The 25,066-nt window shown below is 59.2% G+C and carries 32 protein-coding genes; 12 read left to right on the top strand and 20 right to left on the bottom strand.

Annotated features, from left to right (window positions below; translation table 11 throughout):
- Nucleotides 1-9 precede the first annotated feature (9 nt).
- Both NBG89_RS11900 and NBG89_RS11895 read right to left on the bottom strand, forming a co-directional pair.
- On the bottom strand, nucleotides 10-645 hold the full coding sequence (locus tag NBG89_RS11900) for a LysE family translocator (RefSeq protein WP_431320135.1): 636 nt from the start codon (nucleotides 643-645) through the stop codon (nucleotides 10-12).
- A 64-nt stretch (nucleotides 646-709) separates the two neighbouring features.
- Complete coding sequence (locus tag NBG89_RS11895) at nucleotides 710-1,963, bottom strand: Zn-dependent hydrolase (RefSeq protein WP_431320134.1); 1,254 nt, start codon at nucleotides 1,961-1,963, stop codon at nucleotides 710-712.
- Nucleotides 1,964-2,265: 302 nt separating this feature from the next.
- Between NBG89_RS11895 and NBG89_RS11890 the strand changes: the two genes are divergently transcribed.
- Entirely contained in the window at nucleotides 2,266-2,922 is a 657-nt protein-coding gene (locus tag NBG89_RS11890) for a TetR family transcriptional regulator C-terminal domain-containing protein (RefSeq protein WP_431320133.1), read from the top strand.
- Between the two features lie 34 nt (nucleotides 2,923-2,956).
- On the opposite strand, the gene NBG89_RS11885 is transcribed toward NBG89_RS11890, so the two are convergent.
- Both NBG89_RS11885 and NBG89_RS11880 read right to left on the bottom strand, forming a co-directional pair.
- The gene (locus NBG89_RS11885) at nucleotides 2,957-4,024 is read right to left on the bottom strand and encodes a glycosyltransferase family 4 protein (protein WP_431320132.1); all 1,068 of its coding nucleotides are present in this window, start codon (nucleotides 4,022-4,024) and stop codon (nucleotides 2,957-2,959) included.
- 101 nt (nucleotides 4,025-4,125) lie between these two features.
- Nucleotides 4,126-4,539 carry a rhodanese-like domain-containing protein gene (locus tag NBG89_RS11880; protein ID WP_431320131.1) on the bottom strand — a complete coding sequence of 138 codons (414 nt, stop codon included), beginning with the start codon at nucleotides 4,537-4,539 and terminating at the stop codon, nucleotides 4,126-4,128.
- Nucleotides 4,540-4,607: 68 nt separating this feature from the next.
- Between NBG89_RS11880 and ftrA the strand changes: the two genes are divergently transcribed.
- Entirely contained in the window at nucleotides 4,608-5,606 is a 999-nt protein-coding gene (gene ftrA / locus NBG89_RS11875) for a transcriptional regulator FtrA (protein ID WP_431320130.1), read from the top strand.
- Nucleotides 5,607-5,692: 86 nt separating this feature from the next.
- On the opposite strand, the gene NBG89_RS11870 is transcribed toward ftrA, so the two are convergent.
- The 5 genes from NBG89_RS11870 to NBG89_RS11850 form a co-directional block, all read right to left on the bottom strand.
- Nucleotides 5,693-5,932, bottom strand: a complete 240-nt coding sequence (locus NBG89_RS11870; protein ID WP_431320129.1) for an SEC-C metal-binding domain-containing protein — start codon at nucleotides 5,930-5,932, stop codon at nucleotides 5,693-5,695.
- 78 nt (nucleotides 5,933-6,010) lie between these two features.
- On the bottom strand, nucleotides 6,011-7,324 hold the full coding sequence (preA, locus tag NBG89_RS11865; protein WP_088695027.1) for an NAD-dependent dihydropyrimidine dehydrogenase subunit PreA: 1,314 nt from the start codon (nucleotides 7,322-7,324) through the stop codon (nucleotides 6,011-6,013).
- A gap of 15 nt (nucleotides 7,325-7,339) precedes the next feature.
- Nucleotides 7,340-8,701 (bottom strand): NAD(P)-dependent oxidoreductase, encoded by a 1,362-nt coding sequence (locus NBG89_RS11860; RefSeq protein ID WP_431320128.1) that lies wholly within the window; start codon nucleotides 8,699-8,701, stop codon nucleotides 7,340-7,342.
- A 367-nt stretch (nucleotides 8,702-9,068) separates the two neighbouring features.
- A complete protein-coding gene (locus NBG89_RS11855) occupies nucleotides 9,069-10,076 on the bottom strand; it encodes a sensor histidine kinase (protein ID WP_431322678.1) in 1,008 nt (335 codons plus the stop codon).
- A 198-nt stretch (nucleotides 10,077-10,274) separates the two neighbouring features.
- Nucleotides 10,275-11,069, bottom strand: coding sequence for a response regulator (locus tag NBG89_RS11850; protein ID WP_431320127.1), 795 nt, complete (start codon nucleotides 11,067-11,069; stop codon nucleotides 10,275-10,277).
- Nucleotides 11,070-11,370: 301 nt separating this feature from the next.
- On the opposite strand from NBG89_RS11850, the gene NBG89_RS11845 reads away from it, so the two are divergent.
- Nucleotides 11,371-11,532, top strand: coding sequence for a NepR family anti-sigma factor (locus tag NBG89_RS11845; RefSeq protein ID WP_245312480.1), 162 nt, complete (start codon nucleotides 11,371-11,373; stop codon nucleotides 11,530-11,532).
- 9 nt (nucleotides 11,533-11,541) lie between these two features.
- Nucleotides 11,542-12,096, top strand: a complete 555-nt coding sequence (locus NBG89_RS11840) for an RNA polymerase sigma factor (protein ID WP_088695022.1) — start codon at nucleotides 11,542-11,544, stop codon at nucleotides 12,094-12,096.
- An 82-nt stretch (nucleotides 12,097-12,178) separates the two neighbouring features.
- On the opposite strand, the gene NBG89_RS11835 is transcribed toward NBG89_RS11840, so the two are convergent.
- The 7 genes from NBG89_RS11835 to hemP form a co-directional block, all read right to left on the bottom strand.
- The gene (locus NBG89_RS11835; RefSeq protein ID WP_431320126.1) at nucleotides 12,179-12,580 is read right to left on the bottom strand and encodes a hypothetical protein; all 402 of its coding nucleotides are present in this window, start codon (nucleotides 12,578-12,580) and stop codon (nucleotides 12,179-12,181) included.
- A 9-nt stretch (nucleotides 12,581-12,589) separates the two neighbouring features.
- Nucleotides 12,590-12,952 carry a DUF883 family protein gene (locus NBG89_RS11830; RefSeq protein WP_189638102.1) on the bottom strand — a complete coding sequence of 121 codons (363 nt, stop codon included), beginning with the start codon at nucleotides 12,950-12,952 and terminating at the stop codon, nucleotides 12,590-12,592.
- 141 nt (nucleotides 12,953-13,093) lie between these two features.
- Complete coding sequence (locus tag NBG89_RS11825) at nucleotides 13,094-13,885, bottom strand: heme ABC transporter ATP-binding protein (RefSeq protein WP_431320125.1); 792 nt, start codon at nucleotides 13,883-13,885, stop codon at nucleotides 13,094-13,096.
- Between the two features lie 10 nt (nucleotides 13,886-13,895).
- Nucleotides 13,896-15,008 (bottom strand): FecCD family ABC transporter permease, encoded by a 1,113-nt coding sequence (locus NBG89_RS11820; RefSeq protein ID WP_431320124.1) that lies wholly within the window; start codon nucleotides 15,006-15,008, stop codon nucleotides 13,896-13,898.
- A gap of 2 nt (nucleotides 15,009-15,010) precedes the next feature.
- On the bottom strand, nucleotides 15,011-15,907 hold the full coding sequence (locus NBG89_RS11815; RefSeq protein WP_431320123.1) for a heme/hemin ABC transporter substrate-binding protein: 897 nt from the start codon (nucleotides 15,905-15,907) through the stop codon (nucleotides 15,011-15,013).
- An 8-nt stretch (nucleotides 15,908-15,915) separates the two neighbouring features.
- Nucleotides 15,916-16,968, bottom strand: coding sequence for a hemin-degrading factor (locus NBG89_RS11810; protein WP_431320122.1), 1,053 nt, complete (start codon nucleotides 16,966-16,968; stop codon nucleotides 15,916-15,918).
- Between the two features lie 9 nt (nucleotides 16,969-16,977).
- Nucleotides 16,978-17,160, bottom strand: coding sequence for a hemin uptake protein HemP (hemP, locus tag NBG89_RS11805; RefSeq protein WP_431320121.1), 183 nt, complete (start codon nucleotides 17,158-17,160; stop codon nucleotides 16,978-16,980).
- 139 nt (nucleotides 17,161-17,299) lie between these two features.
- Here hemP and NBG89_RS11800 point away from each other — a divergent pair, with 139 nt between their 5' ends.
- From NBG89_RS11800 to NBG89_RS11780, 5 genes are all read left to right on the top strand, one after another.
- A complete protein-coding gene (locus NBG89_RS11800) occupies nucleotides 17,300-17,743 on the top strand; it encodes a hypothetical protein (RefSeq protein WP_431320120.1) in 444 nt (147 codons plus the stop codon).
- A gap of 59 nt (nucleotides 17,744-17,802) precedes the next feature.
- A complete protein-coding gene (locus NBG89_RS11795; RefSeq protein ID WP_431320119.1) occupies nucleotides 17,803-19,092 on the top strand; it encodes a TonB family protein in 1,290 nt (429 codons plus the stop codon).
- Between the two features lie 111 nt (nucleotides 19,093-19,203).
- Nucleotides 19,204-19,611 carry a DUF2325 domain-containing protein gene (locus NBG89_RS11790; protein ID WP_431320118.1) on the top strand — a complete coding sequence of 136 codons (408 nt, stop codon included), beginning with the start codon at nucleotides 19,204-19,206 and terminating at the stop codon, nucleotides 19,609-19,611.
- Entirely contained in the window at nucleotides 19,608-19,877 is a 270-nt protein-coding gene (locus NBG89_RS11785; RefSeq protein ID WP_431320117.1) for a hypothetical protein, read from the top strand. Before NBG89_RS11790 ends, NBG89_RS11785 begins: the two co-directional genes overlap by 4 nt.
- A 10-nt stretch (nucleotides 19,878-19,887) precedes the next feature.
- The gene (locus NBG89_RS11780; protein ID WP_431320116.1) at nucleotides 19,888-20,202 is read left to right on the top strand and encodes an antibiotic biosynthesis monooxygenase family protein; all 315 of its coding nucleotides are present in this window, start codon (nucleotides 19,888-19,890) and stop codon (nucleotides 20,200-20,202) included.
- Between the two features lie 180 nt (nucleotides 20,203-20,382).
- Here NBG89_RS11780 and NBG89_RS11775 read toward each other — a convergent pair whose 3' ends face one another.
- Nucleotides 20,383-20,751 carry a DUF423 domain-containing protein gene (locus tag NBG89_RS11775; RefSeq protein ID WP_431320115.1) on the bottom strand — a complete coding sequence of 123 codons (369 nt, stop codon included), beginning with the start codon at nucleotides 20,749-20,751 and terminating at the stop codon, nucleotides 20,383-20,385.
- 8 nt (nucleotides 20,752-20,759) lie between these two features.
- Nucleotides 20,760-21,149 (bottom strand): group II truncated hemoglobin, encoded by a 390-nt coding sequence (locus tag NBG89_RS11770; RefSeq protein WP_431320114.1) that lies wholly within the window; start codon nucleotides 21,147-21,149, stop codon nucleotides 20,760-20,762.
- 146 nt (nucleotides 21,150-21,295) lie between these two features.
- Between NBG89_RS11770 and NBG89_RS11765 the strand changes: the two genes are divergently transcribed.
- The 3 genes from NBG89_RS11765 (at nucleotide 21,296) to NBG89_RS11755 (ending at nucleotide 23,210) form a co-directional block, all read left to right on the top strand.
- Nucleotides 21,296-21,856, top strand: a complete 561-nt coding sequence (locus tag NBG89_RS11765; RefSeq protein ID WP_431320113.1) for a TetR/AcrR family transcriptional regulator — start codon at nucleotides 21,296-21,298, stop codon at nucleotides 21,854-21,856.
- A gap of 16 nt (nucleotides 21,857-21,872) precedes the next feature.
- Nucleotides 21,873-22,214 carry an SMR family transporter gene (locus NBG89_RS11760; protein ID WP_431320112.1) on the top strand — a complete coding sequence of 114 codons (342 nt, stop codon included), beginning with the start codon at nucleotides 21,873-21,875 and terminating at the stop codon, nucleotides 22,212-22,214.
- Between the two features lie 153 nt (nucleotides 22,215-22,367).
- Complete coding sequence (locus NBG89_RS11755) at nucleotides 22,368-23,210, top strand: aspartyl/asparaginyl beta-hydroxylase domain-containing protein (protein ID WP_431320111.1); 843 nt, start codon at nucleotides 22,368-22,370, stop codon at nucleotides 23,208-23,210.
- Nucleotides 23,211-23,336: 126 nt separating this feature from the next.
- Here NBG89_RS11755 and NBG89_RS11750 read toward each other — a convergent pair whose 3' ends face one another.
- Together NBG89_RS11750 and hisC are read right to left on the bottom strand one after the other, a co-directional pair.
- Nucleotides 23,337-23,561 (bottom strand): hypothetical protein, encoded by a 225-nt coding sequence (locus tag NBG89_RS11750; protein WP_088695005.1) that lies wholly within the window; start codon nucleotides 23,559-23,561, stop codon nucleotides 23,337-23,339.
- Between the two features lie 238 nt (nucleotides 23,562-23,799).
- A complete protein-coding gene (gene hisC, locus NBG89_RS11745; RefSeq protein WP_431322677.1) occupies nucleotides 23,800-24,858 on the bottom strand; it encodes a histidinol-phosphate transaminase in 1,059 nt (352 codons plus the stop codon).
- Between the last annotated feature and the right edge of the window lie 208 nt (nucleotides 24,859-25,066).

Below are 25,066 nucleotides of genomic sequence, written 5' to 3'. Positions count from 1 at the left end.
CTCCGCTTTTCAGGCGCGCATGGTTGCGAGTTTTAGACCGAAGCCGACGAAGACGACGCCTGTTGCCGCCTTGATCCAGCGCTGCATTCTGCCTCCTCGGGTCAGTGTGGCAAGGCGGGAAAACACGACGACCATGGCGCTAAACCAGACCAGGTTGATCATGGAATGAATGAAAACCAGAAGGAAGATATTGGCTGCGGTCGCTTTTTCCATCGGCACGAATTGGGGGAAGGCCGCGAGATAGAACATCGCAACCTTGGGATTGAGGGCGTTGGTCAGAAAGCCTTCGATATAGGCCGCCAATAGGGTCCGCCGGCGTTTTGAAGGGGCAGCGATCGGCCGCGATGAAAGCGGATTACGCCAGGCCTGCATCAGTGCCTTGACGCCAACCCAGCACAGATAGGCGGCACCAAGCATCTTGACCGCGAAGAACAGCTCCGCCGAGCGTGCGAGAATGACCGAGACGCCAAAGACGACAAACGCGCCATGCAGGTAAAAGGCGGAGACGAAGCCGGCGACATTGGCAAAGCCGGCCAATCGGCCCGAGGCGGGGACGGTCTTGGCGATCAGGACACCGTTTGGGCCGGGGGAGATAACGAGCAAGGTCGTCACTGCGACGAAGGCAAGGATAGTTGTCAGATCCATGGGTGCTTTTCCTATGTCAGCCGCAGGTCTTCTTTAAGAATGTCGTCCGTTGCCGATTGGGCGGTCACGCCACGATCTCCGCCGTCTCGACCACGGCATGAAATAGGACGTCCGCGCCGGCTGTTGCCCATTCCTTCGAGATGTCCTCCGCTTCGTTGTGCGAGAGACCTCCGACGCAGGGGCACATGACCATCGTGGTTGGAGCGACCTTTGCTGCCCAGCAGGCGTCGTGGCCGGCACCGGAGATCAGGTTCATGTGGCTGTAGCCGAGCCGTTCGGCAGCGCCGCGCACGCGGGAAACAAGTGTCGGGTCGAACGTCACTGGCGCGAAGTGGCCGATCGCCTCGATCGTGCAGCCGACGCCGAGTGCTTCGCAAATCTTTGGCGCTTCCGCTTCGATCCTGGCGCGCATTCCGTCGAGCTTCGCCCGATCCGGCGAGCGGATATCGACAGTGAAGACGACCTTGCCCGGCAGGACGTTGCGCGAATTCGGGGTGAAGAACACCTGACCGACGCCGCCGACGGCACCCGGCTGGTTCTCCATTGCCACGGCCTGCACCATTTCGATGATGCGCGACATGGCAAGCCCCGCGTTGACGCGCATGTTCATCGGCGTAGAGCCGGTGTGGGCTTCCCTGCCGGTCAAGGTGAATTCGAGCCACCACAGGCCCTGACAGTGCGTGACCACGCCGATCTGCTTGTTCTCGACCTCAAGGATCGGACCTTGCTCGATATGATACTCGAAATAAGCGTGCATCTTGCGCGCGCCGACCTCTTCGTCGCCAACCCAGCCGATGCGCTTCAGTTCGTCGCCAAAGGTCTTGCCTTCGGGATCCTTGCGATCATAGGCATATTCCAGTGTATGGACGCCGGCGAAAACGCCGGAGGCGAGCATGGCCGGTGCAAAGCGCGCACCTTCCTCGTTGGTCCAGTTGGTGACGACGATCGGGTGCTTGGTCTTGAGGCCGAGGTCGTTCATGCTGCGAACGACTTCCAGTGCGCTGAGGACACCGAGCACGCCGTCGTATTTGCCGCCGGTTGGCTGAGTGTCGAGGTGCGAGCCGACATAAACAGGTAGAGCGTCCGGATCGGTGCCGGGACGGGTCGCGAACATCGTGCCCATCTTGTCGACGCCGAGCGTCAGGCCGGCGCCTTCGCACCATGTCTTGAAGAGGTTGCGCCCTTCGGCATCGGAATCCGTCAACGTCTGGCGATTGTTGCCGCCAGCAATGCCCGGGCCGATCTTTGCCATGTCCATGAGGCTGTCCCAAAGACGGTCCCCGTTGACGCGCATGTTCTCGCCTGGTGCTGCCACCATGTCTAAAGTCCTCACCTGTTTTCTGCGGCCATGCAATTCACATGTCCGCCTGTTCCCGTGGTCAGTATCCGAGCGCTCTTGTTTGTTTTGTTAGCGCCGGAAAATCGCCAGTTGCCTTTGTTTTGCATCTGATCGATAATTTGACCGATTGGTAAACATTACAACTTCCGGCGCTGGGCTCAAGACGAAAATCAGGAAAAATACAGACAAAATTACCGGCATCTGCTCGTTTTTGCGGCAAGGTGCCGCGCTCGTCCAATCTTGAGTGAAACGGTTGAATTTGAAGGGAAAACAAGATCGATATGGCAATCCCGAGAGCAGCCAAGACCCAGCGGCGCACGCGCATTCAGGAAGAGAAGGAAGAGCAGATTCTTGAAGCCGCGCTCGATGTGTTCTCGGTCAGCGGTTTTCGTGGTTCCACGATCGACCAGATTGCTGAAGTCGCCGGCATGTCGAAGCCCAATTTGCTCTATTATTTCCGCACCAAGGAAGCGATGCATCGGGCGTTGATCGACCGGGTGCTCGATACTTGGCTCGAGCCACTGAGAGCCTTCGATGCCGACGGCAATCCCGAAAGCGAGATCCGCAGCTATATCCGCCGTAAGCTTGAAATGGCCCGCGATTTCCCGCGCGAGAGCCGGCTTTTTGCCAACGAGATGCTACAAGGGGCGCCGCACGTCGAGGATGAGCTGAAGGGGCCGCTAAAGGAACTCGTGGACGAAAAGGCGGACGTTATCCGTAGCTGGGCGAAGGCGGGGAAGATTGCGAAGTGTGACCCCTATCACCTGATCTTTTCGATCTGGTCAACGACGCAGCATTATGCCGACTTCGACGTTCAGGTGAGGGCGGTGCTTGGGCAGGAGCATGCAGGCGCCGGTCGCTTCGAGGATGCGGCGCGCTTCCTCGAGCAGTTGTTCATCGATGGGCTGAAGGTCAAGTCCATGCCAAACGTGTCCTGATGTCACGGGCGCGCAAGCGTCCGGCATGGTGTTATCATTCCTCTAAATCGAAGAGCGCGTTGACTGCTGCAAGAGCCTTGGTGTGGCGGGCGCCGTAAGCCTGGCGGATCACCCTGCGTCTTGCATGCAATTCCGGTCCCGGCGCCATGGCGGACAGCCACGCCAATGCCGTCGGCACGAATTCATCGTCGACGGGGGCAAGCAGATCGTTTTCGTCCAGTTGCTTCCTGATACAGCCACGGTCGGTGGAAATCACCGCGTTTCCGGCCGCCTTCGCCTCGAAAATCACCAGCGGCTGCGCCTCGTTGCCGTAGGTCGTCGGGAGGACGAACACGTCGATCTCACGATAGAAGGCGGCTTTCTCGTCGTCATACAACGCACCCCGGTAATCCAGTATATCGCCCACTTCCATGACGGCGGCGTCAATCGCGGCGCGCTCGCCAGGGCCGGCTGGACCCGCCAGGATCGCCCTGATCGGCAAGCTTTCATGCCGTGCTTGCCTTGTGAGATCAAGGAAGGTGTCGAGACCTTTCTCGGTGCTGAGATTGCTCAGCATTCCGATCACAAGAGTCGTGCGGTATTGCGGTGCGCCGTTCTGTTCCGTTGGTACCACGAAAGCAGCATTGGAGACGATATTGCTGCGCATGCGGCGCTGGTAGGTATCCGTGAAACTGTCTCGCATGACATCGCACAGGAAGATGTGCCGCAATCGGCTACCGCCGAAAGCCAGGACACATCGCATCAGTAAGCTGGCACTGCCGATATCGCTGAAACTGTGATGATGCAGATAGATGGGATAGGCCAGCCGTCTCGCGACCAATACGATCAGCGCCGTGTAGAGCAAGCCACGGCCACCTTCACAGGCAAGATAGCAAATCCGGTTGACATGCTTGCGATCACGGAAGAGCTGGCGGCAGGCGCGGAGGACACGACTGAGCTTGATTGGATGCTTGAGCAACGACAGTTTGCCGAATGGCGGGGAAACGTTGCGGCTGGTGACGCTGTTTCCTTCCTCGAGAAGCGCGATCATGCTTCTGGTCGCGAGCGAGAAGCCGTTGAACGGCGGAGGCAATTGACCGATCGCAACAATATGACGTGTCATGCAGGAGGCTACCCTTTGCGCCTCCCGACTATCGCATCGATGGACGAAAATTCAATCTCCCGCTTGTGTGCTGCAGGTCCTCGCCCGCAGTACACCCGACGCTAGGCTGCAGCGGTTTCCGAGCCGCTATCGAAGGCAAAGCCTTCGTCGGTCCAACCCGTCATTCCGCCAATCATGACCTTCACCTGAAGTCCGAGCCTAGCAAGACGCAGGGCTGCCTTGTCGGTGCCATTGCAATGAGGGCCGGCACAATAGACGACGAAAAGCGTGTCGGCGGGCCATTCCGCCATGCGGTGGGCCGTCATCTTCCCATGCGGCAGGTTGATCGCGCCCGGAATGTGCGAAGCGGAGTAGTGCGTCGGGGAGCGAACATCGAGCAGGACGAAGTCCAGGTGGCCTGCGACGAGCGATGCGTGAACATCCCAGCAGTCGGTTTCGAAAGCGAGCTTCCGGGCATAATAGGCGGCGGTGGCTTCAGGAGAGGCGGTGGGGATTTCGGCAACGAAGCTCGGCATGGCGTTTCCTTCCGGTTCAAGTTGCCGTCGACCATCGCTGATGTTATGGCTTTGCGAAATTGGCCATAATGACGGTTAGCGTAAAGATCATGCCAAAAACACTGAAAGGCCTGCATGTCGTGGTGCTAGCCTACGATGGGCTCTGCACCTTCGAATTCGGCATCGCATACGAAGTCTTCGGCCTGCATCGGCCGGAAATGGGGGAAGAGTGGTATCGCTACTCGGTATGCGGGGTTGAACCCGGGCCTCTGAGAGCGGGTGGCGGCCTTGCGGTTTCCGTCGACCATGGGCTGGAGGTGCTTGAGGAGGCGGACCTGATCGTGGTGCCGGGGTGGCGCTCCATAGATGCCGAGGTTCCGCATGCACTGATCGATGCGTTGTGCGCGGCCCATCAGCGTGGCGCCCGGATCATGTCGCTATGCTCCGGCGTTGCAGTGCTTGCAGCGACCGGGCTTCTTCGCCATCGCCGTGCCACGACGCATTGGCGGTATGTCGCCTCGATCTCGAAGCGTTATCCCGACATCAACTTCGATGCCGATGTGCTTTACATGGACGAAGGTAGTCTGCTGACGGCCGCCGGCAGCGCTGCTGGCATCGATCTCTGCTTGCACGTGGTCCGTCGCGACTTCGGCGCCGAGGCGGCCAACAGCGTCGCGCGGCGTCTGGTTCTGCCGCCGCACCGCGAAGGCGGACAGGCTCAGTTCATCCAGGCGCCCGTGCCGCAGGAGCGCGAAGGCATCCGGCTTGGTCCGCTGATCGACTGGATGCGGCAGCGGCTGGACGAGGAGCAGCCGATTAGCCTGCTCGCGGCGAAGGCCAGGATGAGCCAGCGAACCTTTCAACGTCGGTTCGAAAGCACAACGGGGCAAACCGTGGGCGAATGGCTGCTCAAAGAGCGGCTTCGCCATGCGCGTGAACTTCTGGAAAGAGCAAGCAGCGCGTCCCTCGACGATATCGCAGAAGCCAGCGGCTTCGGAACGCTGGCGACGATGCGGCACCATTTTCGCAAACGGCTGGGCACGAGCCCTGGGGCATATCGGAAGACGTTTGCGGGTGTGGACGGCTAGACCGCAGGCAAGCGCACGGTTTTTCATGCGCTTGCCGTCCTGGATTTAGTCGCGTTCCCTAAAAGTAGTGGTGGCGATGGATGCCGTCATGGCGGCCGGATTTCAGGCAGCAGTTCTTGAAAGCGCCTCCGTGAACCACAGGGGCAGGGGTCATTTCGGCCCAGCTTTTCGACCAGTTCGACATCGCCGTTGACAAACTGTCGGCCGGTTTTGACACGCGTTTCGGATGGATAGGATTTACGCCGCTTGGACGTGATCTCAAAAGCTGAAATCGGTGAGGTGTTTGCGAGCCATGGCTGCCTCCTCTGGAAAGAGAGCTGCGACAATGCAGCGAGGCGTCGATAGCATAGGGCCTTCCATAGGCAACGCCGCGAAAGAAACTCTTCCGCGGCGTTGCAAAGCAGTTACTCCGCCGCCTGGCGAGCCATCGGGTTGTTCGGATGGGTCGTCCAGTTTGCATAGTTCGGATCGACGATCTTGCCGGTGCGCTTGTCAAGGTCGCCGACGGGGAGTTGCTCCATGGTGATGCAGTTCTCGACCGGACAGACGTTGACGCAGAGGTTGCAGCCGACGCATTCCTCTTCCATCACCTCGAAGTGCCTGACGCCATTGACGAATTGGGTGATCGCCTGATGCGAAGTGTCCTCGCAGGCGATGTGGCAGCGACCGCACTTGATGCAGGCATCCTGGTCGATCTTCGCCTTGGCGATGTAGTTGAGGTTGAGGTACTGCCAGTCGGAAACATTCGGCACTGCGCGGCCGGTGATATCGTCAAGGTTGCGGTGGCCTTTGGCGTCCATCCAGTCGGAGAGACCCGTGATCATCTCCTGGACGATCTTGAAGCCGTAGGTCATCGCCGCCGTGCAGACCTGTACGTTGCCGGCGCCGAGCGCCAAGAACTCGGCCGCATCGCGCCATGTGGTGACGCCGCCGATGCCTGATATTGGTAGGCCGTAGGTTTCCGGGTCGCGGGCGATCTCGGCGACCATGTTGAGCGCGATCGGCTTCACCGCCGGGCCGCAATAGCCGCCGTGGCTGCCGCGCCCGTCGATCGACGGTTCGGGCGAGAAGGTGTCGAGATTGACCGAGGTGATCGAGTTGATCGTGTTGATCAGCGATACCGCATCGGTGCCGCCGGCTTTCGCGGCACGGGCCGGCTTGCGGATGTCGGTGATGTTGGGCGTCAGCTTGGTGATGACAGGCATGCGCGTGTACTGCTTGCACCAGCGCACGACCATTTCGATATACTCAGGCACCTGTCCGACCGCGGAGCCCATGCCGCGTTCCGACATACCGTGCGGACAGCCGAAGTTGAGTTCGATGCCATCGGCGCCGGTCTCTTCGACCAGCGGCAGGATCGCCTTCCAGGCGTTCTCCTCGCAGGGCACCATGATCGAGGCGATCAGCGCCCGGTCCGGCCAGTTCATCTTCACCTGCTTCATTTCGCGCAGATTGGTGTAGAGGTCGCGGTCGGTGATGAGCTCGATGTTGTTGAGACCGAGCAGGCGGCGGTCGGCGCCCCAGATCGCGCCGTAGCGCGGGCCGTTGACATTGACGACCGGCGGCCCTTCCTCGCCAAGCGTCTTCCAGACGACACCGCCCCATCCGGCCTTGAAGGCGCGTTCGACGTTGTAGGCCTTGTCGGTCGGCGGCGCGGAGGCGAGCCAGAATGGGTTCGGGGACTTGATGCCGACGAAATTATTGCGGAGATCAGCCATTGTTCATTCTCCCCTTCACGCGACGGCAACGGCCGGCTGCGCGCCGGCAGCAAGCATACGGTTGATGGATTCAGCGGCGTCGCGCCCCTGTGCGACTGCCGAAACGGTCAGGTCGTCACCGCCGACCACGCAGTCGCCGCCGGCCCAGACGCCGTCGAGCGAAGTCTTGCCATCCGCATCGATGGCGATGCGGCCGGATTCCATGCGCAGCGCACCTAGGCCCGACGCGTCAAACGTCTGACCGATCGCCTTGAAGATCTGATCGGCAGCAATGACGCCGGTTTCACCGGTCGTCGACAAGCGGCCATCGACCAGCCTGGTATATTCCACCTCGATCGCGGCGACCTTGCCGTCCTGTGCGAGAATGGACTTCGGGGCGAGCCAATGGCGGATGATAACGCCCTTGGAGGTGGCGAGATCCTGCTCGAATTCCGAGGCGTTCATGTGCTCTTTGCCGCGGCGATAGCAGATCGTCACCTCCTCGGCGCCAAGCAGCTTGGCCTGCACGGCGGCGTCGATGGCGGTCATGCCGCCGCCGAGAACGACGACACGGCGGCCAATCGCTACCTCGCCCTTATCGGTGGCCTGACGCAGGCCGGCGATGAAATCGACAGCGTCATCAACGCCGGGCAGGCTTTCGCCTTCGACGCGCAGCGCATTGACGCCGGCAAGGCCGATGCCGAGGAAGACGGCGTCATACTGCGACTGGAGATCGGCAAGCGAGAAATCACGACCCAGTTGCTGATCGTGGCGCACCTCGATGCCGCCGATCGCGAGGACGTAGTCGACTTCCTTCTGGGCGAAGTCGTCGACCGCCTTGTAGGTAGCGATGCCGTATTCGTTGAGGCCGCCGGACTTTGCCTTGCCATCATAGATGACGACGTCATGGCCGTTCACCGCAAGGCGATGGGCAGCGGCAAGGCCGGCAGGCCCGGCGCCGACCACGGCGATCTTCTTTCCGGTCGAGGCGGCGCGGCTGTAGAACTGCTTGTCCGCCTGCATGGCCGTATCGGTGGCGTAGCGCTGAAGACGACCGATTTCGACAGGGCGTTCCTCTGCCGTGTTGCGCACGCAGGCCTGCTCGCACAGATCTTCGGTGGGACAGACGCGGGCGCACATGCCACCCAGAATATTCTGGTCGAAGATCGTCTTTGCCGATCCGATCGGATTGCCGGTGGCGATCTGCCGGATGAACAGCGGAATGTCGATGGAGGTGGGACAGGCCGTCATGCACGGCGCGTCGTAGCAGAAATAACAGCGGTCAGCTGCGACCAGCGCCTCGTGCTTGTCGAGGCGCGGATGAAGATCGGAGAAATTCGACTCGTACTCGGCGGGCGAAAGCCGGCCAGCACGAATCCCAGTTCCCAGTCGTTCCATTGAAGTTCCCTCATTATTGGTAAACGGCCAGTGAGGGAAAGCGTAACTCAGCTTCAAAAATTTATCAAACGGTAAATTTTTTGAAGAAACCAATGTCTATCATGTTGTTTTAATATCATTATTTTCGCCGTTGGAGACGGCTGGTTGCTCGTGCTCGCCGCCTGCAAATAAAAAAACAAAGAAATCGAAATTTTTCTGATCTGTGCCGGGAACCATTTGGATACTTGACCGTTACTGCGGTATCCAAACGATGACCGCATCGACCCAACATGCGCGCCCCCAACCCATCGTTTGGACGTACTCACGGTCCCCTCCCGGTGAGTGAAAGAACAGCCGGTGCGCCGCCCTCGCACTGGCTGTTCTTCGTTTAGCGCATTGCCGCTTTTTGAGGGGGGTGCCTGAGAATTTCGAATTCGGCGTCGGGGATTGTCAGGTGATATTCGATCCGTCCGGGTACCAGCGTCAGCTCGGCCTTGCCGTTGACAGAGGAGGGGACTACGCGCTCCAGCACCGTTTTGCCGAAGCTGTTTTCGCTGAACTCGTGAACTTCGGTTGGATCGCAGAGCGTTTCCGCCCACGAAACCTCGATTGCCCTTCGCCCGGCGGAGGCGATTTCGTGGCAGCTGAGGGTGACGGCGGGCGTGCTGCCGGCGATCGCGCCGTAAGAGGCGGAGTTAACGATCAATTCGTGCAACGCCAAGCCGACGTGGACAGCGGCGTTGGGCGTCAGGTGGACGTTGAGCCCTGTGATCGGCATCGGTCCGGCCGTTTCGGGCCAGTAGGGGGCGAACTGCTTTTCAGCGAGTTCGAACAGGAATGCGCCACGCCAACTGGAGTCGGTAATCAAGTCCTGTGAATTCGACAGGGATTGCAGTCGCCCGCGAAACTTCACCAGGAAGCCCTCCAGCGAGATGGTGTTGCGGGCCGTCTGTGTGGCAATGCCCTGAATGATGGCGAGAAGGTTCTTCGAGCGGTGCGATAGCTCGCGAAGAAGGGACTTCAGCACCTTTTCGCGGTGCCGTGCGTCCGTCACCTCGGAAATGACGGAAAGCAGCCCGAGGGCCCGGTCGGTGCCAACACACTCGATCTTCAGCTCGTAGGTGCGCATCTCTCCGTCGACCGAAATTTCGACCTCGGTGGTAGCCGATTTGCCGGTCTCGAAGACCTGCCGCTTCATCTTCTCCAGATTGCGCCCATGTGTCTCACCGAATAGATCGGCGTCTGTACCACCCGGTATCGCAGCTGGCTGAAAATGCGGAGGAAGGTTGTCAGCGTAGATTATCGACAGGTCAGGATCCTGATAGATCACTGATATTCCGGCACTTCCGAGGGCGCGCTGCAACAGCGCCGCTCTATTTTCCAGCGCGAAGGGCATGCCGGGCACTGGTTCACTCCTATTCACCTAGTCGCCTTTCCCATATTGATCCTCTCTCGGTGCCGCTGAGAGAGATGCCCATTGATCGGGAAGCTCATCCTAGAGGAGGGCGCTGAAAAAAAGCCTAAGGCCGGAAAAGCGTCCCAGTCTCACCGAAACGCCCTTCCGTTCCTATTGTTCCTCAAGGCGCGAACTCCTTCAGGCCGCCGCCTTGGTGGATTCGTTGAAGAAAAGCGCCTGGCTGATCAATGCCTTGACCATATCGGGGTTGAACGGCTTCGTGACCAGGAACGTCGGTTCCGGGCGTTCGCCGGTCAGCAATCGTTCCGGGAAGGCGGTGATGAAGATCACCGGCACGCTCGCTGTCTTGAGAATGTCGTTGACCGCATCGATACCGGAGCTGCCGTCGGCAAGCTGAATATCTGCCAAAACCATGCCTGGACGGGTCTTGTTGTAGAGGGCAACCGCTTCAGTGTGCGTGCGCGCGATCCCAGTGACGCGGTGACCGAGGCTTTCCACCATCTGTTCGATGTCCATTGCGATCAACGGTTCGTCCTCGATGATCATGACGTCCGTGGCAACCTGGCGAGAGATCTCGCGTGATGCGTTGTCGAGCAAGCTGACGACTTCGTCGTCTTCCTCGCCCAGGATTTCGGCGATCTCCGCAACTCGAAAGTTCTCGACAGAGGCGAGGATAAAAGCCTGACGGGCACGGGGCGAAACCTTGGCAAGGTTCAGCGTCGCGCGCTGTTCCCACACGTATGGTGAGGCAGGTTCTGGAATCTGGATCGTGACGGAACCAAACAGCGTGGTGAAAAGTTTGTACAATGCGACGCGGTCATCCGCGGTATCCGGGAAAATGGATATGTCGGTAATGATCGCCTCGAGCACGGCGGCCACATAGGCGTCGCCCGACGTCTGCGTTCCAGTAAGCGCGCGGGAATAACGACGCAAGTAAGGAAGGTGCGGCGCAATTCGAGTCGAAAGTGTCATTTAAAGCTCCCACTAGCGGCCGGTAAACGGCCTCAATGGCGGTTAAAACGCGACGGAGTGTAAAAATGTTCCTGACACATAGGAACTTTTTTTTCTCAGCGGCATTATCGTGCCTACAAACAGAGGGCTCATCGCATTGGTTTCATGACACGCGACGGGATGTTCACTGATCAGCCGGTCTAAGCGGCTGAGTTAGTTATGACAAACTTAAGGCGACGTGTCAGAACGAGCGGATAACAAAGTAAAGTGACGACGATTGATGACGACACGGAAAAATGAAAAGGATCGGCAGCGGCTGGAAATGCGCGCAAGCGATATTCTGGACCCGAACAGCCAGATCGGCGTGAAGTTGCGATCGCTTTATGCTGCCGTGCAGGACGAGGCGATTCCGGACCGCTTTCTCGATTTGCTCGAGAAACTTGACCAGGCCGAACTCGTGGCGTCAGCCAAGGCTGTGAAGTAAGGTGGCTCCATGGAAAAGCAGCAACCAAGCTTCAAGCGCGAGCTTCTCGCGTCGCTACCCAGCCTCCGAGCCTTTGCGATTTCGTTGATTGGCCGGCACGACCGGGCTGATGATCTCGTTCAGGATACCATCATGAAGGCCTGGGCGAAACAGGATCATTTCGAGATGGGCACCAACATGAAGGCCTGGCTCTTCACGATCCTGCGCAACGAGCTGTATAGCCAGATGCGAAAGAGTGGACGCGAGATTCAGGACAGCGATGGCCTGTTCACCGAGTCCATGGCGACGCACCCGGCTCAGTATGGGGCGCTCGATCTGCAGGATTTCAAGAAGGCGCTCGATCAATTGCCGCCGGACCAGCGCGAAGCGATCATTCTGGTCGGCGCCTCGGGGTTCTCCTATGAGGAGGCCGCCGAGATCTGCGGGTGCGCAGTCGGTACGATCAAGAGCCGCGTGAACCGCGCTCGTCAGCGTCTGCAGGAGCTCCTTCAGATTTCGGGCGAGGCGGATTTCGGACCAGACGCGACATCGTCGCCGCTTACCTCCAAAGCCTTTGCCTTCTGATACCTGTATAGACGGCGAGAAAAAGGCCGGTCGCCCGCGAGCGCCGGCCTTTCTCGTGTTGCACGATAGAGCTGTCTAAGCGTCAGTCGTCTCGCTTCGGGCCCATGAGATTGGCCATGACGATCGCCGCGAGAAGCCCGGCCGTCAGCAGGGGCTGAGCCCGTACGAGGCCAATGCCGACTGCGGCAAGTGATTCCAGCGCCTGCTTGCGTTCCTTGGCGCGACGCGCCTCCTGCGCATTGATCACCATCATGACGATGAGAACGACGACGGCAATCAGCAGCGCCGCGGCAGCAAGGAAGAGTGCTGCACCGATCGGACCGTAAATGCCCGAGAGCCATATCGCGCCAGCCACGACGGCGAGCGCGTAGGCGGTCAACAACAGTACGACGGCAATTGCAACGAAAATACCGTTGCGCTTGGTCCGCGCAACGGTCCGGTGAACACTCGTGCCTACCAGCAGGCTGAGGAGCGGGAAGAGCATCTAGCCTCCTTAACGGCGGGCAAGGAGAGCAAGGACAAGCCCGAAGGCTGCCGCCGCCCCGACGGTTGCGACGGGGTGCCGGCGCACGGTGTTGCGCACTTCGCTCGCGCCGCGAAGGTAGCCTTCTTGCAATTCGTGGATTAGGTCCTCGCTGCGAGCGAGCAGATCGTCGTAGCTGGCAGCTGCCTGATAGCGGATGCGATCACTCGATTTCCGCGACTGCTTCCCAGCAATCTTCGTCAGTGCTGCGATCTCCTCGCGAAGAGACTCGATCTGCTCTTCGATGGTGGATTCAATATTGTGCAGCGTGCCGCCGCCATTGCGCCGGCTGCGGATGGGGTGGAGGAGCGAAGAGGCCACGATTTTCTCCATTAGTAAGGCACGCTCGGACGCGGCCTGGTTCAACACAAGGCCGTCGCCGAAGTTTGCATGAAGATTGTCGCCCGGCAATGACCTACATCGTCAATTGCTTAACGCGGGCGCCGGTCAAAAGTTCCGCTACGCTGGATTGCATCAAGTTTGGACCGCACTATGAGCAAGCACGAAAGGCGTGCCATCTTCCGGAACCTGATTGATCCGCAGAGCACAGCCAAAGACGGACTCCATAGTCTCATCCGTCAGTACTTCGCGGACGCGACCGCTCGCAGCCACTTGGCCGGATTTCATAAGAATGATCTGGTCGGCAAAAAGCGCGGTCAGGTTGAGGTCGTGCATGACCGCGATGACGCCGCCACCGGCTTCGCAGAATTTTCGCGCCAAGGTCATGATTGTCAGCTGGTGGCTGATGTCGAGGCTGGATACCGGCTCGTCAAGTAGAAGCCAGCACGGCTTTCCGTCGACAATCGGCTCGGCAATTTGGCAGAGGACGCGGGCAAGTTGCACGCGCTGCTGCTCGCCGCCCGAAAGCTCCTGATAGAAGCGCCCTTCGAAGCCGCCGAGGTCGACGGCGCTCAGCGCTTCCGCGGCGGTCTGCTCCGCTTTCTCGGGATTACGATTGACGCCAGTCGTGAGGCCCATGCGGACCACTTCGCGCACCGTGAACGGGAAGGAGATGGTGCTTGCTTGCGGCAGCACGCCACGCATCGTTGCCAGCTGCCATGGCTGCAGCGCGGTCACTTCCTGCTCATTGAGCCGAATGGAGCCGGAGTAGGGGAGTTCGCCCGAGACCGCCTTCATCGTGGTCGTCTTGCCTGATCCATTTGGGCCGGCAATCGCCGTCAGCTGACCAGCCTGTGCGGCAAAGCCGACCTGGCTAACAATGGTCTTGCCGGAAAGGCGCACGGAAACACCGGATACTTCGATCATTGCTTTATACTCAAATGGCAAGGCGTGCGCGATGGCGCAACAGAATCCAAAGGAAGAACGGGCCGCCGACAGCCGCCGTTATGATACCGATCGGCAATTCGGCCGGCGCGACGATGGTCCTGGCAAGGACATCGGCGAAAATCAGCAGAGAGCCGCCAAGAAGCGCCGAGGCAGGCAGCAGGAAGCGATGATCAGGGCCGATTGACATGCGCAGCACATGCGGAACCACGATGCCGACGAAACCGATGCCTCCACTGACCGCGACCGAAGCACCCGTCGCTGCGGCGACGCTGACGATGGCGATATTCTTCAGCCGTTGAACGGGGACACCCATGTGAAAGGCCGTCGCTTCGCCAAGCGTGATGGCATTCAGACCACTGGCGATGAACGGTATGGCGGCAAAGGAGAGAAGAATGATCGGCCCGGCGGCCGCAATCTTAGCCCATGTCGCCCCGGCAAGTGATCCCATGCCCCAGAAAGTGAGGTCTCTGAGTTGCTGATCGTTGGCCATGTAGATCAGCAGTCCGGTGAGCGCCCCGGCAAGCGAGCCAAGCGCGATACCGGCAAGCAGCATCGTGGCGACCGAGGTCTGGCCGTTCCCCGTTGCAATCCGGTAGAGCAGCCACGTACTGGCTAGGCCACCGCCGAAAGCGGCGATCGGAAGCGCATAGATGCCCAGCAGCGTGTAAAGTGGCGCGGCAAAGGTGCTGGCGAGCACGATGATCACGACAGCGCCCAGGCTCGCCCCAGAGGAAACGCCGACAAGGCCGGGATCCGCAAGCGGATTTCGAAAAAGACCCTGCATGATCGCACCCGAGACGGCAAGCGAGCCGCCGACCAGGAAACCCAGGATCGCTCGGGGCATGCGGATATCGAAGATGATGATCCGGTCTCTGGCGTTCAGCGCATCATCTGAGCCGGCCACGTTGGCGATGACGTCGAGGAACGAGGCGTTGGAAGCACCCGTTGTCACCGAAAACAGCAAGGACAGGACGGAGCCGACTGCAAGCAGAAGGATTGCCAGCAGGGCGAGGCGGCTACGATCGCCAGCCCTGCGAAGTTCCCGGAGACCTGTCAGCGAAAACATGGCGCGCTTCCGTCGCATGGCGTCCTGCAGAGCCATTATTACCCCCCGTAGATCGCCGCGTTCAATTCACGGACGGCGCTTGCGGTGCGGGGGCCGAAACCGAGCAGGTACAGGCCGTCCATGCGGATGATCGCCTGGTTCTGCGCGGCAGGCGTCAGGGCCAGCGCCGGCTGCTTGAGAAGATCTTCATTCTTCGTGGCCGACCCGTCGCCGCGATTCATCATCAGGATGACATCAGGCTTGGCCTCGATGATCGCTTCGTCGGTCAGGGGCTTATAACCGGGAAAGTTGCCCACGGCGTTGACCGAACCCGACAGCGTGATGATGCCATCAGCAGCCGTGCCGGTTCCGGAAGCCATGACCTTGCCGCCCTGCATGTTGAGGATGAAGAGGATACGCTTGCGCTCGCCTTCGGGACGTTTGGCGGCGTCGGCGATGGCGGCGTCCAGGTCCGCGCCGACCTTTCCTTCCAATGCCTTTGCCTTTTCGGGCTGGTCGAGCAGCTCGCCGACCCGATCGATCTTCGCAAGTATCCCTTCGCGCGTGTAGGCGTTCGGCACCGTCTCGAACGGGACGCTCGCGTTTTTCAGCACGTTCAGCGCCTCCGGCGGTCCTGATCCCTCGATCGCGATGATCGCTGTCGGGTTCATCGCAAGGATACCTTCGGGCGACAGGGCGCGCATGTAGCCGACATCGGGCAGCTTCATGACCGCTTCCGGATACATGCTGGTCGAGTCGCGAGCGATCAGCCGATCCTGCTCATCGAGCGCATAGATGATCTCGGTGACATCGCCGCCGACGGATACGAGACGCGTCGTATCCAGTTTATCGGCTGCTGTACCATTCGAGACGGGAGCCAGCGACAGCACAATAGCTGCCACCGAAAACGCCATCACCTGAAGCCGCTTGCTCTGCGGTTCCTTACGCATCGTCATCCCCTTGCTCAAGCCGCGACGCTGGTTTCTGCGCGCGGCAGGTTTTCCATGATGGAGCGCCAATCGTCGCGCTCGTCGTTGCCTTCTTTGCGCTTGCCGAAGAACTGAATGATCATTTCACCCTCGGCATTGTAGGCCTCGAGCGAGGTTACATGGCCGTCCTTCGTCGGCTTGCGCACGGCCCACGTCTCGGCAATGTGATCCTGACGAAGGTGCAGGTGGAAGGTCGGATCGAGAACGTTGATCCACGGACCCATCGGCTGCACGTTGAAGATCGGGCCGGAGTGGATCTGGACGATGCCGCTGTTGGCGACAAAGCACATGATCGGCAGGCCTGCGGTCACCGAAGCGTGCATCATCTCTGCCGTCGCCGTTTTGTCGAGCTGCCATGCATAGTCGTCGCCGACGGTGCGAACGGCAGCCTGGCGGCCGATTTTCAGCTTGCGCAGCATGCCGAAGAATTCATGCGTGTCGGTGATCTTGCTCCAGTGCTCGCGCAGTTCATCGCGGGTGACTTCGCCGCTTTCATCCATGGACGAGAGCGTCAGATCCGCGACGAACTCCTGCGACTGGTCTTCAAGCTTCAGATCACGGACGATGGCGCGATAGGCCTCGACGTCAGAGTTCGGGCGGAGATGGATCTTGTGAACGGCGTTTCCGGCCTTGTCGAAGTACTGGAGGCTCAGGCGCTCCTGGTCGCCATCCTTCTTGGAGACGGCGAAAGCATGTGCCCAGCGATTTGGGAAAATGCGCAGGTCGATGTTTTCCCCAAGCACGATCGACGCGTGTGGTCCGGCGGTGATGTTCTCGTAACCGCCGATCTTCTCGTGAACAGCGCTTTCGTTGCGGGAAAGAGCCATGACTTCGCCGAGTTCGGCGACCCGTTCCAGGAGCTTCAAGGCGCTGCCGTCGATCCGGGTTGCGCTGATGCCGACCTCGGCTGCAACAAGCGCTGCTTCCGAAATTTGAAGCTGAGCGGCGATATCGCGCTCGCGCATCTTCGGATTCTCTGCACGGAATGCGCGAATGTCGGCGGGAGCCGGTTTCGTGGTTTCAGTCATGTCCTAGCCCTACTTATTGAGAATGAGTTTGCCCTGACGGGTAATTTTCATGCGGTAGACCACGCCGTCGTGACGGATCATGATCTCGGTCGCTCCGCGAAAAATGTCTGCACTTTCCAGAACGCGCATTTCTGCCGTTGGGGCGCGCTGCAGCGACGCGTGACTAAAGCTATCTGGCTTCTCAACCATCATTTCGGTCGGTTATTTCCGCTCGATCCGCGGCGCCCAACGCCGGGAAAACCCATAATTATCTTGACTTTCATAGTCATCATTTTTTAATGACGCAATAGCGGAGTTTATAAGTCAAGTTTTAGACCCTACTGATGGAGGAATGGCAGTGAGCAAGGTTGCGGCACTTTTGACGAGCGGTCTGATCGTGGTTGCGGGTGCCTCGCAAGTCTTTGCTCAGGATGCAGCAGCAGCGTCGGCGGCCAAGGGCCTTGAAGTTGAGTTGAACGGTCTCGCGCCTTCACAGAAGGGCTGCATGATGACCTTCGTTGCGCTCAACAATCTCGCCGCGCCGATCAACAAGATCTCCTTCGAGCTTGCTTTCTTCAACGACAAGAATGCGGTCGACCGGGTCACCGTGTTGGACTTCCGCGATCTGCCGCAGGGCAAGAAGCGCGTCCGTCAGTTCGACATGCCGAATGTCAAGTGCGAGAGCATGACGCGCCTGCTGATCAACGATGCGCCGGTCTGTGACGGGCCGGCTGCAGGCGAGTGCATGAAGGGTCTTGTGACCCGTTCCCAGGTTTCGATTCCCTTCGAGGGTTGATTGGCTCGCCGGCATGACAGCCGGCGATTTTCTGTTTCAACGGGCCGAGGCAGGCACAAATGGCAGTTCCAGCAAAATCCGAATCGAGAATCATTCTCGTTGAGGAGCCGGTCGCTGACGGCGGAATGAACGACAACAATCCCGGCATGCATCCGGGGCATGAATTGTCGGACCTTCGCAATGTGCCGCGCCAGCCAGCCGCCGAGGTTACGCTCCACTACGCGCGCCTTGCCTTGATCGAGTCCTTCCCACAGGACCCGCAAACCGCGAGCAGCAGCGTCGCTGCCGCGCCGTCGATGGATGCAAGCGTCGAAAAGGAAGAGAGCGCAAGACCACGTCAGCGCAACGTGGTGATGGCTTGTCTGAGCTCCTTCGCGTGTCACGCGGCTGTCATTGCAATCCTAGTCGCCGGGTTTGTGGTCACACCGCAGGATCCGGTCGAAGAGGCCGGCGAAGTGGTGAGTGTCATCATCCTTGGCGATTCGGAGGCGGACCAAGCGGCGGCGGGCGAGAAGGCTGAGGAGCCACAGCCCGAGCAGATCGTGGCCGAGACCGTGCAAACGCAGACGGTGCAGCCGACCGTGGCGACCCCGACGGAGATGGCACCTACCGAGCTGGTGGCCGTTGCGCCCCCTCAAGAAGTCGCTCGCGTCTCACAGGAGAATATCGTTGCCGCTGAACCGGAGGTTTTGACGTCGTTGTCATCGGCTGAGACATCCGTCGTGCAGCCTATGGCGACCCAGGTAGCACCCGCGGTTCTTGCAGAAACGCCTCCGGTTACTCAAGCGGCGCCGGACGAGATCAGGCCGGTTCAACCGGTGGAAACGGCAACGGTTGCTCCCGAGCCGGACAAGCCGACGCCTGAGCCCAAGCCGAAAGTGGAAAAGCCCGTCAAAAAGCCGATCGAGAAGAAGGAGCCACCGAAGAAGGCTCAACCATCCGCAGGATCTGGCGGTGAAAACAAGCAGGATTCCAAGAGAGGGTCCGCCGACGGGAGCGAGACGGCAACATCGAACCAGAATTCGCGTGGGGCTGGTAGCAGTGGCGGTGCGGGAAGTGCGGCTGTCGCCAATTATCCCGGCAAAGTGCAATCCCGGATCCGTCGCTCCGTCAAGGTGCCGTCGGAATACAAGCGCATGAGCACATCAATGAGTGTTCGCGTTCACCTGACAATCGGGGCCAGCGGCGATCTGAACGGTCTTTCGATCGCGCGCAGCTCAGGTATTCCCGAGCTGGATCAAGCTGTTGTCGAGGGTATTCGCCGCGCCGCGCCGTTCCCTCCACTCCCTGCTGAGTGGGGCAAGCCAGTCTGGTCGTTCAGTCAGGACGTTCAGGTGACGGGGCGCTGATAAATATGATTTATATAATCAACTTTATACTTTACTCTAAAAATCAAGTTTAATAAGGTCGCCCGGCACACGCAGGAATCGTGTGACGATCAACGAGCGAACGGGTGGGAAATGGCTCGAAAGACGAAGAAGGGTTCCAACCGCGAGATCCGCGTCAACGCCGCTGTCGAGTCGGTTCAGGAAACGCCCGGGCAGTCCAAACTTGATGGACGCAGTTTCCTGTATGTCGGCGGACGGGACTGCCAGGTGGCGCACCTTCGCCAGATTGCCAGCAACTTCGGGGCAGAACTGATCCATCACGACGGCGGTTTGCGCGAGGCGGTCTCCCGAATCGATACCGTGCTTCCCTCGGTCGACTGCGTTTTCTGCCCGATCGACTGTATCAGCCACGATGCCTGCCTGCGCGTGAAGACCGGCTGCAAGAAGTTCGGCAAGGCCTTCATCCCGCTTCGAAACGGCAGCAAGTCGAGTCTGGAACGTGCGCTGCAGACAATGAACGAGCGAGACAATTCCCGATGAATGAAGAACACCCTGACGGGGTCATGATGATCGGCCTGCACAAGCTTGCCGCTCAAACAGGCGACGGCCTTGTGCCGGAACTTTACGAACTGCTGCTCCGGAATGCCGAGCGACGCAGAGACTATCCCAACGTATCGGAGTTTCCCCTTTGGGAGGCACGGATGCCCGGGCAGAATCCCGAGAAGCCGCTTGGACTGGAGGCTGCTAACGGCAATAATGTCGTGGCCTTCGCGCCGGCGCGCGCGGGCGCGAAAAACAAAGCTTGAGGGTCATTTTATGTATATTGCGATGAACCGCTTCAAGGTTGCGATCGGGTCCGAGGCAGACTTCGAGAATGTCTGGCGCAATCGTGATTCCAGCCTCTCGCAGGTGCCCGGCTTCGTTGAGTTCCGTCTGCTGCGGGGCAAGACGAATACGGAGGAGGACTACACCCTGTTTTCCTCGCATACGCTCTGGCAGAGCGAAGAGGACTTCCTGAACTGGACGAAGTCTGAAAACTTCCGCGCCGCGCACCGCAGTGCCGGCGAGCGCAAGGCCATGTACAAAGGGCCGCCAGTTTTCGAAGGTTTCAACGTCGTGCCCGGCATCTGAAGGGGCAGAGTTCGATCTTGGTGGCGGTCGGATTGCAGCACTCCATGCGGAACATCAAGAGAAGCGGTTGGGCGCCTCTGACCTCCCTGAAGCGACGGCGGTCGTGGGGCAAAGAGTTCCATGTCCATGACCCGCATGGCAATCTACAGCGGTTTGGATGCACACTCTTCAACTGGTCGATCAGCGTGGGCGGATGAAAGCGCCCGCTGCAATCGCTAGCCAGCCGAACATCATGGCAAATCCGCCGGTGGGCGCGGCCACCGGAAACAATCCGGAACCCGCATAGCGCAAGGCGACGAGATCACCGGCAAACAGAATTGTGCCGACGCCTATAAGAATGCCGGCGAGCCATGCGGTCCGGAGTTTTTCAGCGCCGATGGCAAGAGCAAGCAGGGCGGGGGCGTGCGCCAGGCACATTGCCGAGGCGGAAGCAACCAGGTGCGCGTCGCCACCACCATGCGCCGCGGCTGCAGCCAGCGCCACGCCGACAAAACCGAACAGGCCGGCAACCAGATAGAATAGCGGCGCAATACGCGCGTTCAGTGTCATGGTTGGTTCTATTCCTTGTTCTGCATGTGATATGCGAGCCGCTCGATAGGCGGGAGAATGATCTCGCGCAGCTTCGGATTGGCGATGGTTTCTTCAAGTGCCTGACGGAAACAGAGCAGCCACTCCTCGCGCTCCACAGGGCCGATCTCGGCAACGAAATGCCGGCTTCTGAGGCGCGGATGGCCGCGCTTGTCGGTGTAAAGCGGCGGGCCGCCGAGATAGCCGGTCAAGTATTCGTAAAATTTCTCCTCGCTGTCTTCCAGCGTCGGCGGGTGGACGGCGCGAACGTGCCTCGCCTCCGGCAGCGTCTCCATCAGCGCATAGAAGCGGCGCGTCAGCGCACGCACGACCGCATCGCCGCCAATTGCCTCATAAAGCGTAATGACTTTTTCCGTCACGGTTCCATTCCTCGAAATCGAACTCTTAATGCACCGCGAGGAACGGGACTGCAACCGCCTGGAACACTCCGCGGCAATTCGCCCGTCGTCTGCCCGTCGCTCACAAATTCCTTGACAAAACCGTCTGGACGGTATCTTTTATCGCCATGTCACTCGCTCATCATCGCCGCAAGCAGCCTCTCATCGTACGCCAGCAATTGCTGGACGTAGCCGCTCGGCTGACGATGGAGCAAGGTATGGCGGCTGTGACACTGGATGCCGTGTCCGGCGCATCAGGGGTTAGCAAGGGTGGACTGTTGCACCACTTCCCGACGAAGAATGCGCTCTTGGATGCCCTTTTCGAAAGCCTCCTGGATCGCTTCGACGCCGATATCGATGAGCGCATGCGTGAAGACCCGGTGCCGCATGGCCGCTTCAGCCGCGCCTATCTGCATGCCGTCTCCGATCTCAAGGAAAGCCCAGACGAAGCCGCCCATTGGGCGCAGATCACCGTGGCGCTGCTCGCGGAGCCACGGCTTCGCCAGCGCTGGCGCGCATGGGTGCAGGAGCGGACGGAGGAATATGTCGGTACGGATTCGTCCGTCGATGCACAGATCGTCCGGTTTGCAGCCGATGGCCTATGGCTTGCCGACATGCTCGGCAGCCATGATAACGGCGGCGATCGGCTTGCGCTGATTGCGCGTCTCGTCGAACTGACCAACAAGTAGAGTAGGACTCCCCGCTATGGCTCCCGCCCTCGTCTACGCGCTGCTTTTTGCTGCGATCGCGCTTGAGGTAATCGGCACGACGGCGCTGCAGTTGTCGCAGCAGTTCACCCGCGTCGGGCCGGCGGTTGTTGTGGTTGTCTGCTACGCTGCCGCATTCTATTGTCTGTCGATGACGCTAAAGATCATTCCTGTGGGCATCGCCTATGCAATCTGGAGCGCGCTCGGGATCGTGCTGATTTCTGCCGTCGGCCTCGTCTATTTCAAGCAACGGCTTGATGCGCCTGCCATCATCGGGCTCGGGCTGATCATCGCCGGCGTGCTGGTGGTCAACGTTTTCTCGAAATCCATTTCCCATTGATTTGGGGCACATCTAGCTAACCACCTTGAGCCGCTGCGCTCCCGCGAATGTCGACGCGACATTTGACCGCTTCCGCGCGGGCTTGTGAAAAAATGCTGCCATATCCATATCCTCCTGAGTTTTTCACGGCTTATTCTACGCATTGGACAACCCATGACTGACGGTACCGCCGACGTAGGCCTTTCTGAAAATCCATCCGCAACGGGAGGCCAGTCCTTCAACACCGCCGGCATTGCGCCGATGGATCGAGCGGGAGCGATCACTCGCTTTTTCATGGGGGTCGTTGCGTGGGCGGAAAGGCTGAATTTCAAATACGCCAAGCTAGGCAATCCGCCGGTCTACGATAACGCAACATTCCCATGGGCCTCTGAGGTAGAGAAGGCGTGGCCGCAAATCCGTTCGGAACTGGACCGTGTGCTTGTGCGGCAGAGCGAACTGCCGACATTCCAGGATATCTCGACAGACGTGAAGACAATTTCCAGCGATGGTGGCTGGAAGACCTTCTTCCTTGTCGGTTTCGGTGTGAAATCGGAACAGAACATCAAAGCGTGCCCGCAAACCTGGGAGGCGGTGCAGAAGATACCTGGATTGAAAACCGCCATGTTCTCGATTTTCGAGCCCGGCAAGCACCTGCCGGCTCATCGCGGACCTTACAACGGCGTGCTTCGCCTCCATCTCGGTATGATCGTGCCTGAGCCTGCGGACAAGTTGGCCATCCGGGTCAAGGATGAGATCTGCCACTGGCAAGAAGGTAAGGCTCTGATTTTCGACGATGCTTACGAGCACGAGGCCTGGAACCACACCGATAAGACGCGCGTGGTGCTCTTCGTCGATTTCGTGAAGCCGTTGAAGTTCCCGGCTCGCATCGTCAACTGGGCGCTGATGAACCTTGCGGTGTTTACACCATTCATTCGTGAAGGGTTGGATAACCACAAGGAATGGGAGAAGAAGTTCTACGCGGAAGCGGAGGCCTTCAGAAACAGGCCGCAGAATTGAACACCCGATCGCGCAACCAATAGAGAGGCTCCGTAAGCGCGGGGCTTTTGTCGTCAGATACCGTAAAACGGTCAAGTTCTGAGCCAACGCCGATGGAAATGAATCGCGCCGGCGGTCGAAGGTTACTCAGTTGTTGTTGGCCGCCATCACCTTGCGTTTCGCTTTGGTGGCCAGATACATGACATAGTTTTCAGCAGCATCCGCGAGATGAAGGGCGATTTCCTCTTCCCGCCATCCCGCCGCTACCGCGCGACGGACAACATCGGTGATTGCCGTTTTGCAGACGGCTTCGCATTCCCGCGATCGTCCCATGTCTTCGGCGCTGTATTTCGGAGAATTGATGTTCGACATGGCAGCAGGGTGCCACAATCCGCCGTATTTTCAATTGGATGCTAATTTAGTGGTTAGCCTGTATGGTTAAGCGCATGAGGTCGGTTAAGACGCGGCCGCCGCGGTTGCATCAAAATGGAAATGGCGGCCGCGCATGCACTAATATGGTACTTCCAGCACTGCTAATATGTGCCGTTTTCGTTAAAGAACACTGAATGGAGTTTTGCGCTCGAATGAGCAAAATTTCGCCCGGCTGCCCTTAGCTCAGTATCTGTTGGAAAGCTGCCAAAAGCTTATCGCACTCAGCATCGGTCCCGATGCTTATACGAAGATAGTTTTCTATCCGTTCCGTCGGAAAATGCCGCACCAGGATCGCTTTGTCCCGTAATCCTGTCGCCAGTTCCGCACCGGATCTTTCGCGATGCCGTGCAAACAGAAAATTGGCGGAGGATTGGAGAACGTCAAAACCAAGCGCTCGCAGAGCGATGGTCAAACGCTCCCGGCTCGCCACAATCAAATCGCGGTGCCGCTGAAACCAGTCTTCGTCTTCCCAGGACGCAATTGCTCCCGCCAAGGCGAGCCTGTCCAGTGGGTAGGAGTTGAAACTATCCTTGACCCTTTCCAGTGCTTCGATCAGCGGTCGTTGTCCGGTCGCAAAGCCAACGCGGAGTCCGGCGAGACCCCGCGATTTTGAAAAAGTCTGGACAACAAGAAGGTTCGGATACTCCCTTACGAGCGGGATCGCGCTTTCACCGCCGAAATCCACATATGCCTCATCGATAACGACCACTTGATCAGGATGCTCTCGGATCAGGGTCTCTATTTCAGAGAGCGGCCGCGCCACGCCTGTCGGTGCGTTGGGATTCGGCAGGATGATTGCTCCGCAGGATTGCTGGTAGTCCGCAATCCGAACCTGCATGTTCTCATCAAGGGGAACTCGACGAGAGCGTATTCCATACAAGCGGCAATAGGTTGGATAGAAGCTGTAGGTTATGTCGGGAAAAAGCAGCGGCTGTTCATGATTGAGGAGAGCGTGGAAAGTATGCGCCAGAACCTCGTCGGAGCCGTTTCCAACGAAAACCTCGTCCGGATCGAGGTCATAGCGGGCGGCGATCACCTCGCGCAACCGTAAGCCTGTCGGGTCCGGATAGAGCCGGAGAGTATCGTTTGCAGCTTCTGAGATCGCTGCGATGGCGCGTGGCGATGTGCCATAGGGATTTTCATTGGTGTTTAGTTTGACCAACCCACTGATTGTCGGTTGCTCGCCCGCAACGTAAGGCGTCAAAGAATGAACAAGCGGACTCCAAAAACGGCTCATTATAACTTCCAATTCGATGCTGTCGTAAATACCGCAATTAAAGCAGCCGTTTAGCCGCTGATTTCGCACCGTCGCAAAATCGGTGGCCGGCGGCAACCAGCGCAACGCAGATATTTTCGGCAGGTGGCTCCGGCTAGAGCGGCCCTATTTTGCAAGCGGTCCGGGCGCTGCTGATGCGCCGGTGCGTGTCGGCGCATGGGCTCTTCAA

This window comes from Rhizobium sp. YTU87027, assembly GCF_050644135.1.
Lineage (GTDB): Bacteria > Pseudomonadota > Alphaproteobacteria > Rhizobiales > Rhizobiaceae > Rhizobium.
Note: the sequence above shows the minus strand (reverse complement) of the source record. Positions and strands in the feature narration are given on the sequence as shown.

Bases quoted from the DNA above. Each gene is read 5' to 3' on its own strand.
- NBG89_RS11900 (WP_431320135.1), bottom strand. From the start codon at position 645: ATGGATCTGACAACTATCCTTGCCTTCGTCGCAGTGACGACCTTGCTC.
- NBG89_RS11895 (WP_431320134.1), bottom strand. From the start codon at position 1,963: ATGGTGGCAGCACCAGGCGAGAACATGCGCGTCAACGGGGACCGTCTT.
- NBG89_RS11890 (WP_431320133.1), top strand. From the start codon at position 2,266: ATGGCAATCCCGAGAGCAGCCAAGACCCAGCGGCGCACGCGCATTCAG.
- NBG89_RS11885 (WP_431320132.1), bottom strand. From the start codon at position 4,024: ATGACACGTCATATTGTTGCGATCGGTCAATTGCCTCCGCCGTTCAAC.
- NBG89_RS11880 (WP_431320131.1), bottom strand. From the start codon at position 4,539: ATGCCGAGCTTCGTTGCCGAAATCCCCACCGCCTCTCCTGAAGCCACC.
- ftrA (WP_431320130.1), top strand. From the start codon at position 4,608: ATGACGGTTAGCGTAAAGATCATGCCAAAAACACTGAAAGGCCTGCAT.
- preA (WP_088695027.1), bottom strand. From the start codon at position 7,324: ATGGCTGATCTCCGCAATAATTTCGTCGGCATCAAGTCCCCGAACCCA.
- NBG89_RS11860 (WP_431320128.1), bottom strand. From the start codon at position 8,701: ATGGAACGACTGGGAACTGGGATTCGTGCTGGCCGGCTTTCGCCCGCC.
- NBG89_RS11855 (WP_431322678.1), bottom strand. From the start codon at position 10,076: ATGCCCTTCGCGCTGGAAAATAGAGCGGCGCTGTTGCAGCGCGCCCTC.
- NBG89_RS11850 (WP_431320127.1), bottom strand. From the start codon at position 11,069: ATGACACTTTCGACTCGAATTGCGCCGCACCTTCCTTACTTGCGTCGT.
- NBG89_RS11845 (WP_245312480.1), top strand. From the start codon at position 11,371: ATGCGCGCAAGCGATATTCTGGACCCGAACAGCCAGATCGGCGTGAAG.
- NBG89_RS11840 (WP_088695022.1), top strand. From the start codon at position 11,542: ATGGAAAAGCAGCAACCAAGCTTCAAGCGCGAGCTTCTCGCGTCGCTA.
- NBG89_RS11835 (WP_431320126.1), bottom strand. From the start codon at position 12,580: ATGCTCTTCCCGCTCCTCAGCCTGCTGGTAGGCACGAGTGTTCACCGG.
- NBG89_RS11830 (WP_189638102.1), bottom strand. From the start codon at position 12,952: ATGGAGAAAATCGTGGCCTCTTCGCTCCTCCACCCCATCCGCAGCCGG.
- NBG89_RS11825 (WP_431320125.1), bottom strand. From the start codon at position 13,885: ATGATCGAAGTATCCGGTGTTTCCGTGCGCCTTTCCGGCAAGACCATT.
- NBG89_RS11820 (WP_431320124.1), bottom strand. From the start codon at position 15,008: ATGGCTCTGCAGGACGCCATGCGACGGAAGCGCGCCATGTTTTCGCTG.
- NBG89_RS11815 (WP_431320123.1), bottom strand. From the start codon at position 15,907: ATGACGATGCGTAAGGAACCGCAGAGCAAGCGGCTTCAGGTGATGGCG.
- NBG89_RS11810 (WP_431320122.1), bottom strand. From the start codon at position 16,968: ATGACTGAAACCACGAAACCGGCTCCCGCCGACATTCGCGCATTCCGT.
- hemP (WP_431320121.1), bottom strand. From the start codon at position 17,160: ATGATGGTTGAGAAGCCAGATAGCTTTAGTCACGCGTCGCTGCAGCGC.
- NBG89_RS11800 (WP_431320120.1), top strand. From the start codon at position 17,300: ATGGCAGTGAGCAAGGTTGCGGCACTTTTGACGAGCGGTCTGATCGTG.
- NBG89_RS11795 (WP_431320119.1), top strand. From the start codon at position 17,803: ATGGCAGTTCCAGCAAAATCCGAATCGAGAATCATTCTCGTTGAGGAG.
- NBG89_RS11790 (WP_431320118.1), top strand. From the start codon at position 19,204: ATGGCTCGAAAGACGAAGAAGGGTTCCAACCGCGAGATCCGCGTCAAC.
- NBG89_RS11785 (WP_431320117.1), top strand. From the start codon at position 19,608: ATGAATGAAGAACACCCTGACGGGGTCATGATGATCGGCCTGCACAAG.
- NBG89_RS11780 (WP_431320116.1), top strand. From the start codon at position 19,888: ATGTATATTGCGATGAACCGCTTCAAGGTTGCGATCGGGTCCGAGGCA.
- NBG89_RS11775 (WP_431320115.1), bottom strand. From the start codon at position 20,751: ATGACACTGAACGCGCGTATTGCGCCGCTATTCTATCTGGTTGCCGGC.
- NBG89_RS11765 (WP_431320113.1), top strand. From the start codon at position 21,296: ATGTCACTCGCTCATCATCGCCGCAAGCAGCCTCTCATCGTACGCCAG.
- NBG89_RS11760 (WP_431320112.1), top strand. From the start codon at position 21,873: ATGGCTCCCGCCCTCGTCTACGCGCTGCTTTTTGCTGCGATCGCGCTT.
- NBG89_RS11755 (WP_431320111.1), top strand. From the start codon at position 22,368: ATGACTGACGGTACCGCCGACGTAGGCCTTTCTGAAAATCCATCCGCA.
- NBG89_RS11750 (WP_088695005.1), bottom strand. From the start codon at position 23,561: ATGTCGAACATCAATTCTCCGAAATACAGCGCCGAAGACATGGGACGA.
- hisC (WP_431322677.1), bottom strand. From the start codon at position 24,858: ATGAGCCGTTTTTGGAGTCCGCTTGTTCATTCTTTGACGCCTTACGTT.